General features: G+C 57.6%; 8 protein-coding genes and 1 pseudogene. 6 read left to right on the top strand and 3 right to left on the bottom strand.

All coding sequences use genetic code 11. The features are described 5' to 3' along the window. A pseudogene (locus tag ACN0X0_RS22320) lies at positions 1 to 309 on the bottom strand (hypothetical protein); the annotation flags it as partial. After that, positions 306 to 2,276: a toll/interleukin-1 receptor domain-containing protein gene (locus tag ACN0X0_RS22315; protein WP_417281043.1), complete on the bottom strand. Its 1,971-nt coding sequence runs from the start codon at positions 2,274 to 2,276 to the stop codon at positions 306 to 308. The gene ACN0X0_RS22315 and the pseudogene ACN0X0_RS22320, both read right to left, overlap by 4 nt. Before the next feature lie 571 nt (positions 2,277 to 2,847). Here ACN0X0_RS22315 and ACN0X0_RS22310 point away from each other — a divergent pair. The 3 genes from ACN0X0_RS22310 to ACN0X0_RS22300 all read left to right on the top strand — a co-directional run bounded on the left by ACN0X0_RS22310 (position 2,848) and on the right by ACN0X0_RS22300 (position 5,750). Next, a complete protein-coding gene (locus tag ACN0X0_RS22310; RefSeq protein ID WP_417281042.1) occupies positions 2,848 to 3,186 on the top strand; it encodes a helix-turn-helix domain-containing protein in 339 nt (112 codons plus the stop codon). Further along, positions 3,179 to 4,483 carry a type II toxin-antitoxin system HipA family toxin gene (locus ACN0X0_RS22305; protein ID WP_417281041.1) on the top strand — a complete coding sequence of 435 codons (1,305 nt, stop codon included), beginning with the start codon at positions 3,179 to 3,181 and terminating at the stop codon, positions 4,481 to 4,483. Before ACN0X0_RS22310 ends, ACN0X0_RS22305 begins: the two co-directional genes overlap by 8 nt. 928 nt (positions 4,484 to 5,411) lie before the next feature. Beyond that, positions 5,412 to 5,750, top strand: coding sequence for a DUF736 domain-containing protein (locus ACN0X0_RS22300; protein ID WP_008335621.1), 339 nt, complete (start codon positions 5,412 to 5,414; stop codon positions 5,748 to 5,750). A gap of 215 nt (positions 5,751 to 5,965) precedes the next feature. Here the strand turns inward: ACN0X0_RS22300 and ACN0X0_RS22295 are convergent, their stop codons facing one another. Then, complete coding sequence (locus ACN0X0_RS22295) at positions 5,966 to 6,679, bottom strand: hypothetical protein (protein ID WP_417281040.1); 714 nt, start codon at positions 6,677 to 6,679, stop codon at positions 5,966 to 5,968. A 376-nt stretch (positions 6,680 to 7,055) separates the two neighbouring features. Between ACN0X0_RS22295 and ACN0X0_RS22290 the strand changes: the two genes are divergently transcribed. The 3 genes from ACN0X0_RS22290 to ACN0X0_RS22280 all read left to right on the top strand — a co-directional run. After that, the gene (locus ACN0X0_RS22290) at positions 7,056 to 7,232 is read left to right on the top strand and encodes a hypothetical protein (protein ID WP_417281039.1); all 177 of its coding nucleotides are present in this window, start codon (positions 7,056 to 7,058) and stop codon (positions 7,230 to 7,232) included. A gap of 412 nt (positions 7,233 to 7,644) precedes the next feature. Beyond that, entirely contained in the window at positions 7,645 to 8,265 is a 621-nt protein-coding gene (locus tag ACN0X0_RS22285; RefSeq protein ID WP_417281038.1) for a helix-turn-helix domain-containing protein, read from the top strand. Further along, the coding region (locus ACN0X0_RS22280) for a relaxase/mobilization nuclease domain-containing protein (RefSeq protein WP_417281037.1) at positions 8,258 to 9,138 on the top strand (881 nt) is incomplete at its 3' end. The genes ACN0X0_RS22285 and ACN0X0_RS22280, both read left to right, overlap by 8 nt.

Below are 9,138 nucleotides of genomic sequence, written 5' to 3'. Positions count from 1 at the left end.
GAAGGTGATGCCGAACGTTTCTTCAAGTCCAAGAAAGTCTGCCAAGTGGAGCCGATCTTCCTTTTCACGCGGCCCTGGCGGCGGCACTTTTATGCCGTCCAGCAGTCTCTGACTCCAGTTTCGAAACAGCTTCATGCCTCGCGCTGTTGCGACAACGCCAATTCGAATGTCCTTGAGTTTTTTTGAGCCTTTATGAGGGCCATATAGAAACAGACCATCTTTCGGGTGATGACTTTTTTGGCCGAAACGAAATTCAAGATCGGGTTCGCTAAGATGTTCGACCAGAAGACTTGGCTCACTGAATTTCATGGTTCGTCACTCTCCGTCAATGAGCGCCCAAGCGTACTCTCGTCTTCTTCTTCGCCATCGGCGTCCAGCGCATCAGGAAGTTTCGTGCTCACCGGAGACGTGAACATAATTGGTTCTGAAGATAGCAGCATATCGTGACCAGGGGCGAGCCGCACACGGATGAAAGCTGAGCCAGCGGATATCAGTTCCAGGAACGCCAGCAGGCGTCCGTGCCATTGCTTGTTTCGCCAACCCTTGCAGCCCGATCGTCTCAATCGATGCATCTTCTTCGCATCATTTATTGGCTTACCTTCTGCGGTCCCATTGTCCTCTGCGAAGAGAACCCGCGCTTTCAGCCGAATATGCCAGAAGGGCCACAATCGAGGTATGGCTGACACGCCATACTTCCACACGTGTTTGTTGGCGATATTACGCAGCATCGAAGATCGACGCCCATCGCCCTGCTGACCCCATCTTATCTTTTGACCGTTCGATGCTTGATCGGACGAAACATGAAAGCCAGTAGCACCCGAAAAATCATAGGAGATCATTCCCCGTTCCAAGCAGTGCCGTTCCCATGCGTTGCGAATGAAAAACGTCATGAGGTTAGACGCTTCCCGGGGCTTCATCTGAGCGACGGGTGCGCCATGCTCGACGAAGTCATCGATGCGGATCGACTCCTTCAAAACAAATTTTGCAACGCTTTTGAAACTTTCTTCGATGTCATGGGGATCAGCAAATGTAAAAAGACCACGACCGTGTTCCTTGGCCTCATAGGTTAGTCGCTTGACTTGGCGCTTGATCGCATCCTCGCGAATGACGCCACTGGCTTCATAGTAGTGGATGTGATCTGGCATTTCTACGATCCGAAGCCAGTTGGATATCAATTGCTCTGGCTCGTTTATAATTGGAATAGCACCACGTTTTCTAAATGTGTCCCATTGCGGCGCAACTGATGCAGCTTCTGAATTGCAAGGAACCCGATCTCGCTTTAACGCTACAAGAAGTTTTTCTAAGCCTTCTGCCCATCCGCGCACGAAGTCTACGGGAACAGCATCTCTCAGGCCATCAAGGCGGATTGAGTTTTCTACTCTGAGTGGGATGACATACTTTGTGTCGGTGATAGATTGACCGACTTCGATGGCCTTGTCGATTAGATCTAAAACATGATCATCCCTTGATGAGCTATCAGATGCGGTCACTAAAACCTTAGCTCCACGATGTTGCAGCGCGAAGTTCACTTCCTTTCGCCACCTTGTGCCTGGTTCGAGTGTTAAGAGTTCTGAAAATACAGTGTAGCCGTGGGATTCAAGCTTTGGGCCTAACCAAAGGATGAATTCGTCATCATTAGGTCGAGAGCCGATGAGAAACACAACGTCGCGCTCTGCAATGACCTCATCCTCTGGTGCCCTCTTTGTTTTTGGTAAAAGGTCTCTTAGAACGGTAGGAGCTTGGTTCCTTGCCTCTCGTTCATCCAGGGTCTTGTCTAAGACCGTTTTCAGTACCGCACCGCTCGTCTCCCAAAGCCTTGGATGAGCTTCAACAATGTCGGGATTCGCACGCAGAAGACCTTGAAGCTCATCTGCGCCAATAATATCGCCAGCTTCTTTGGAAGCAGGGCCAATTATGCCTGCGAGCTCTGTTTTTCTTGCTGGCGTCAAAGAAACTGACGTTGTCAGTACGTACCGATCGGGATCAAGACGGTCTATCTTTGCGCGCTCTTTGCGCAACTCAGCTTTTAAAGCTGAGTAACCCGACCTAGCATAGTGCTTTGACTGAAGTACAATGGTCTGAGATCCGCTGACACGCCTTCCATCGATGCCACCATCAGGACCGTCGCCAAACTCTTCAAAGCGCTCTCCAATTACACGACCGACTAAGTCGGCCGAAAGTGACTCAAAGTCAGATGGCGAAAGTTTATTAAGATCATAAGACATATTACCTAAGGTGGTGTGAATCGGTTTTGCATACAAGATGTTGTGTGCCATCGAGATGAAATTCTTGGGTATGTCCCCCATTTTCAATGGGTCTCAGCCGTGGACTTTGCGCAGCTGTTTTCAGTTTCTTGGCAGGTGTGATCCCGCCGAAGGCCATTTCGACTGGATGGTTGGCCAGTACGGTGTCATCTTTTTGTCGCAGACCGCAGCGGCTTCCTTGAACTTATGCTCGCGGTGGAGCAAAGCTTCCCACCCCAGACTGCTAAAATCTTATGCGCTGGACTCATGAGCGGATTGCTAAACCTGTACATTTCATCTTCCTCTCAATTTCCTCGGGGGAGCGCTGAAGGCTCGGGGCAGACAGCCTTTTGGGGGCTTTAGAAAACCGGCACTGGCCGGTTTCAGTATTCTAAGCGGAGCAGCGGCTCGTTGGCTCAGAGCGTAAAACGGACCCCATGCCTGAAGTTTGCATCAAAAGGCCGTTTGAGGCCCCTTTGGCGCGGTTGCGCGCCATAAGAGGCCATGTGAGACCTGTTGACAAGAAAGTTCGCAAAAGGCCATATGTGACCGACTACGGTAAATTTTCCGGCTTAACCGGCATTATGTGGCCTTTGGGGAAGAAATGGCAACGTCTCAACAAATCGAACAGGAAATTGGGCAACGTCTCGCGCGTCTGCGCCTCGCGCGCAACGTGACCCAAATTGACCTCGCCAAGAAGGCGGGCATCGGAGTACGCACCCTGCGCCGCCTTGAGGCCGGGGATCCTTCGACCCTAGACACCTTTCTTCGCGTCGCCGCTGCGCTCGATTTGGAGCATGCGATACTCTCTGTGTTACCAGAGGGAGACATCAGGCCAATTGAACGAGTCTCACAGAAGGGGAAGGAACGCAGGAGAGCGAGCCCTGCATCGGAACAACCCAAAAAATCATCATGGACCTGGGGTGACAACGTAGATGACTGACGCGAGCGTAGTATTGTGGGGCCGACGCATCGGTGCCGTAAGTTGGGACGAGGCACGCGCACTCGGCATCTTTCAATACGATCCGGCCTTTGTGGGCGCGGGGATCGAGGTCGCGCCTTTGAAAATGCCAGTACGGGAAGCCCCCTACGAGTTTCCTGCTCTTCCGAAGGAAACGTTCAAAGGGCTACCCGGCATGCTGGCCGACGCGTTGCCAGACAAGTTCGGCAACAGGTTGATTGATGCATGGCTCGCAGAAACAGGGCGAAGCGCAGGCCGGTTCAGCCCAGTAGATCGACTTTGCTACATCGGCAACCGTGGAATCGGGGCACTGGAGTTCGAGCCAACGGTCCGCAAGGCGACCCGGTCCAAAAAGCTGGAAGTGGCCCAGTTGGTGGAGCTGGCCAACAGGGTCTTAAGCGAGCGCGAGAACCTTGCCGGCAGGCTCGGAGGTGAGGATGACGCAGGGGCGCTGGAAGATATTTTGAGCGTCGGGACTTCGGCGGGTGGCGCGCGCGCGAAGGCAGTGCTTGCCTGGAACAGAGACACCGGGGAGTTCAGGTCAGGGCAAGTTAAAGTCGACGAGGGATATGAGCACTGGCTCTTGAAGTTCGACGGCGTGTCCAACAATCGAGATAAGGAACTTGCCGATCCCCAAGGCTTCGGAAAAATCGAGTACGCATATTACCTGATGGCAACGGCTGCGGGCATCGACATGTCGGAATGCAGGCTTCACCATGAAGGCGGACGAAGCCATTTCATGACGCGTCGGTTCGATCGGGACGAACGAGGGCGAAAGGTCCACATGCAGTCGCTCGGCGCGATGCAGCATTTCGACTTCAATGACCCGGCCTCTTATTCCTACGAGCAGGCCATCATGACGGTCAGGGATCTTGGGCTCGGTATGGATGTGGTGGAGCAACAATACAAGCGCGCTGTCTTCAACGTTGTCGCTCGCAACCAGGATGACCACGTCAAGAACATCTCCTTCCTCATGGACCGGTCCGGCACTTGGCGACTGTCCCCAGCCTATGACGTGGCCTATTCCTACAATCCCTCTGGCTCATGGACGCGCGACCATCAAATGAGCCTGGCCGGAAAGCGAAACGATTTCACTCATGGCGACCTCATGGTTTTTGCTTCGAACGTGGGGCTGAAATCCAACAGGGCGAACCAAGCTATTGAGGACGTCGTGGGCGCGGTCGCGCAGTGGCAGGAGTTCGCTGAACGGGCGGGCGTCGAGCATTCTGATGTGAGCCGAATCGAGAAAACGTTTCGCATGAATTTGCGGGGTAAGTAGCGCTCGAATGTCCGCTATCGTGACCTGAGAGGATAAGAAGGTTGGGGCTTTGCACTTTGAGAGTTGCCGCCACATGGGCATAGAGACTGCGGATGCAAGTTTTTCCATGATGACCAGTTTTGATGATCTGGGTCCCTCCTGCCCTTTGGTCAGGATCGCGCCCTACTCGTTCGGCTGCGCGCAGCCGCCCTCCCCGAGCTGAAACGCCGCCTCTCCCTGCGACGTGCCGCTGGCGGTGCAGTCTCCTCCGGAGCCAGCCCGACCAGCCGTCGCATGGTCGTGGCAACGCTTCATCTCGGCCAGTGTTGCTCTTCGCTTTGCCGGACATGCTGTGCCGCCCCGTCATGATTGGTCGCAAGCGGTGTTCGACGACCGCCGGATTGCATTGGCCGTAGCTGGCGGAGGGCCGGTGAACGGTGCGACGCGCAAATCGCAAACTTTCGGGGCACGGTGCCGGTTCACGATCGGCTTCCAGGTGAGCCATGCAGGGGGTAGCTGTTTCGTCGGTCTCCCTACTGCTCTTCCAGACAACACACATCGCCTTGCCTCGGAAACCAGCCGGCGCGGTACATGAGGCAGCGTCTGGCAAAGCTCTGACTCGCCCGAGTGCGGATCGGGGCAAGAGGACAGAGAAGACACCGCCCCCCGCAGCATCTCCCTCGGCTGTTCACCCAGTTTTCTTCGCGGCCCCCGCACTTCTCCTTTTGTCTGAGTTGCATGACATGCTGGTCGCAGCTGTCGTCCCGTCCACAAAGGTTGTCGCCGATCTTTTTCCCCTGACCCACCAAAGAACAGGGGTGGGCCATTCCGCGCGGAACAAAAAGACCGGCGCCTGCCCCTCTCCGCTGCGCTTCGCCTTCGGTGTGGCCGGGCCTTGACCAGCTGCATGACCGCACTTCGTGCTGCAACGCAAACAAGGAGAAGAGCAATGACCACGAACTGCATCAAATTCACCAGTGCCGACATCGAAACTGCCAAGGGCGTCGGCTCCATCTCGACCCTGACCTTCGACCTCGACATCACGGTCGAACCCGTCGCGAGCGCGAACCCGATGGCCCCCACGCACCGCGTCCTCGGCCGCTCCCCGCGCGGCAAGCTGGTCGAGTGCGGTGGCATCTGGAAGAAGCAGAATAAGGAGACCGGCGCCGACTACTACACGCTGACCATCCGCGACCACGGCTTCAACGCGAACCTCGGCAAGGCCGCGAACCAGGACGATCTGTCCCTGCAGGCCGTCATCCCCTGGGGTCCGAAAGACGCCGCCTAAGCCAACGGCCAGACCGCTCCGGCGGTCTGGCTTTACCTCGCGTCGAGGCGATTGGAAGGTCTCGACCTAAATCCGGTCATCCCCAAATTGGTCGCAGTCTCCGGCCTGATGTGATGGTTCCAACAGCTTCGCTATTTGAGACCAGAGACACCGTTCCAGGAGTGCCGGAGAATTCTCGCGGACACTGAGCGCCTTCGTTGGCGACGTAGATGACGTCACATGGGTCGCAAGCTGATCTTGGGCAGTGTTGGATCATCGGCATCGGAACGTCGCCAATAGTCTTGGCAAAGCTCGACGCCGGCAGAAGTCAGCTCGAAGCGATTTGCGCAGTTTGGGTCTTCTGCAAGCAATCCGAGGTCGATCAATGGACGCGCGGATCCGTCTGCGATGGAACGATCCCCAGGCACGCCTTCGCCCGTTTCGAAGCTCCATCGGTACTTTCCATCTTTGAGAAAACGATGGATCGCCCTCGGTGGAATTGTCGTGGTTCCAAGTCGCCTGCTGAAACCGAAGGACAATGAAGCAAGCGTCTCGCGCGGACGAGGCGGCACCTGTTCCCAAATCAAACCGGATTTGATTGGCTCTGGAGCGATCCCAGCACCCGCAGTCACTCCGTCGAGAAACGCTTGCTTCAAGGCTCGCTCAATCTCACCAATCGTGTTTTGGGAGGCCCCGTACTTTTTCGCGGCACGATCCTTGCTGATGATCTCGCGTGCGAGCTCTTTGAACTCAGCGCGTCTCTGCGGGTCTATTGATTTTTGTCTGGCCATGACTCTGACTTTGGCATGTGCATTGAGAGCTTTCCAGATGATGAAGCGCTCCATTGCGCTCCGGACCGCCAATTCAGAAGTGTGGTCTTCCACATGACGCCCACGTCTGGCCGTACTTCCGCAAGAATTGCTGGTCTGCCCGCCGAGTGAAGTGCTCATGGTATTTCCCGCCGTCACCGCGTCCCTGCCGCAGATGTCCTGAGGCCAGCAAACACATCGTTGGTCGCGGGCAAAGAATTATCAAATCATCGTCATGCATCCATGGGCAACGTCTCACGCCAGTGTCACCGCCGCGCGCCTTTCCGTCGACCTGTTGGCCTTTCAGATCGCTAGCCCGGGGGCGAGCGATCGGCAACACCGGGGGCAGGTTTCTGGACGGCTGACGCGCTTTACGCGCTGCGGAGCATCGCTCATGGGGAATCCTGCCCCCGGCGTGCTTCATTTCATTCCGACCCGTGCCGGGTGCAGCCCGCTCTCATGCCCCCGGTCTTTTCCACGATCCGTTTGGGCGACGATCGTTGGGCCGGATCACACCATGACACTCGAACAATCCATCGAGCTCGCCGAATTGCAAGCCGACATGGCTTTCGAGGCCTACCTCGCCGCCTTTGATGAAGACGCCCATCCGGAGACACTCGACAGCCTCGAGGCCGAGGCTCTGATCGCCCGCAGCCGCTACGACGTCCTGCGCTCTCTGGGACTGGGTCACTGACCCAGATACCCCTGCGGGTCTTCGGATCCGCAGGGGTCTGACGCCGTCCCTCAGAAGCTTCGTGACGCTCCCAGAGGGTGTGACCCGCGCTATCTCGCGCGGGCCGTACTCGTGTTTCCGGCGCCCGATCCGTAAGCGGTTCGGGCGCTCGGACGGCTTGTCGTTGCGTGCTCCTTGAGCGCAAATTTCGGGAGCTTTTTCGACCTGGCTGTCCTGCATCGATGAGGGAGAAACCCGTTCCATGTTGCGCTGCGCAGCGGGGTCTTGACGGCGTCCAATGCCAGCAAAAAGATACTACATACAAAACGTAATATTGCGCAATATGAGGTATTGAAGTATAGGCGTAGGAGAAAAGGAAGACGTTGGCAGGATATGGCCAATGTTTGCACATTTTGTCCGAGGGGTCTGACCCGTGCCGAGGCCAGCGAAAAACCTGAAGCTTGAAGAGCGCATCGAAGTTGCGCGGCGCTTTGCGGCGGGTGAGAGCGCCAAGGACTTGGCGGCGGCGTTTGGCATCTCTCCGCGCCATGTGAACCGGCTCGCGAAAGAGGAGGCGGGCGAGGGGATTGCGGTGCGCGATCCAAGCGAGACGGTGGCCTTCCGGGCGAGCCGATCCGAGCTAGAAGCCTTTGATGCCGAGTGGCGCGAGCGGGGCTATGCCAACCGCTCGCAGGCGCTCAATGCGGTGCTGCGCGGACGGTGCGGTTTCCTCGATGTACCCCGTGATCTGGTCGCGGAGTTCTGTGCCGCGTGGCGTCAGGCGAAGGACGTGAGTGATGCCGGACTGGTGCTTGCCAAGGCTGTCCACCGCGGTCGGCTGGAGGTCTCGGAGGCGGACCGCGCGCTTCTGATCGAACTGCTCGATCTGGCGCAGTCCATGAGCCGTGAGATGGGCCGGATGAAGGATGCGGCGCAGGCGCTGCGTCATCAGGAGTGGCCGCAAGAGGAAGAAGGGCAGGGGGCGGAGAGCGACGTTCTGGAGGATGGCCCGCGCGCGATCGATGGCGGTCTGAGGTTGGTTGGAAATGGCTGACCCTCTCGCCCTCTACACCTCGGTCATGGGCCGGCTCTGGGAGGATGAGCGCATCCGGGGCCAGGCCGCGGCGCGGATCGAGGCGCGGCTGGCGGGGCGTCGCCAGGGGCGGAGTTTCTCGCGCGTGGGCTCGATGTCGGCGCGCAATGCGCTGAAGGTGGCCTCGGGTCAGAGCCGGGCGGCGGTCTTCAAACGGATCCGGGCGGGAGGCTGCAAGACGAGGGGAAGCCTCGGGGCGCAGATCTCCTACATCAACGATAAGGCGGTCTACACCTACTCGACGATGACCAATGCGCTGACCGATGCGGCGGTGCTTTCCGAAGAGCAGAAAGAAGGCATCATCGAGGACTGGGCCGGGACCTGGCGGGGCTCGACCAAGCTCGGGTTCACCTCACACATGCTGCTGTCCTTTCCGACCGACGTGACGGTCGAGCAGGTCCGCGACATCGCGATGGACTGGACGGAGCATTTTTTCGAGAGCGGCGAATACGGTGACCAGTGGGACTATGTTCTCGCGGTCCATGACGACCGGGCGCACAAGCACGCGCACATCATCCTGAACAATCGCGGCGTCGAAAACGGCACCTGGTTCTCCTGCTGGGCCGAAGGCGTGATGTCGCCGCAGCTCATGCGCGAGAAGCAGGCCGAAATCGCGGAACGCTACGGCGTGATGCTCGACGCCACCACGCGGCTCGAGCGCGGCATCTTCGAGAAACCCGCCGGGATCGAGGAAATCTACCGCGCTAAGGAAGAGGCCCGCCTGCCGCGGGAGATCGTCATGACGGCCCAGGAGTCTGCCATCGCGCAGGCGCAGGTGGTGGGCTTCGCCAAGGACTACAAGAACCTCGCCGACCTGCTGGACCGGATGGACCA

The organism is Celeribacter sp. (assembly GCF_048270365.1).
Taxonomy (GTDB): Bacteria; Pseudomonadota; Alphaproteobacteria; order Rhodobacterales; family Rhodobacteraceae; genus Celeribacter.
Note: the sequence above shows the minus strand (reverse complement) of the source record. Positions and strands in the feature narration are given on the sequence as shown.

What these genes read in the sequence shown, in the direction of transcription:
- ACN0X0_RS22315 (WP_417281043.1), bottom strand. Translation starts at nt 2,276, where the DNA reads ATGGCACACAACATCTTGTATGCAAAACCGATTCACACCACCTTAGGT.
- ACN0X0_RS22310 (WP_417281042.1), top strand. Translation starts at nt 2,848, where the DNA reads ATGGCAACGTCTCAACAAATCGAACAGGAAATTGGGCAACGTCTCGCG.
- ACN0X0_RS22305 (WP_417281041.1), top strand. Translation starts at nt 3,179, where the DNA reads ATGACTGACGCGAGCGTAGTATTGTGGGGCCGACGCATCGGTGCCGTA.
- ACN0X0_RS22300 (WP_008335621.1), top strand. Translation starts at nt 5,412, where the DNA reads ATGACCACGAACTGCATCAAATTCACCAGTGCCGACATCGAAACTGCC.
- ACN0X0_RS22295 (WP_417281040.1), bottom strand. Translation starts at nt 6,679, where the DNA reads ATGAGCACTTCACTCGGCGGGCAGACCAGCAATTCTTGCGGAAGTACG.
- ACN0X0_RS22290 (WP_417281039.1), top strand. Translation starts at nt 7,056, where the DNA reads ATGACACTCGAACAATCCATCGAGCTCGCCGAATTGCAAGCCGACATG.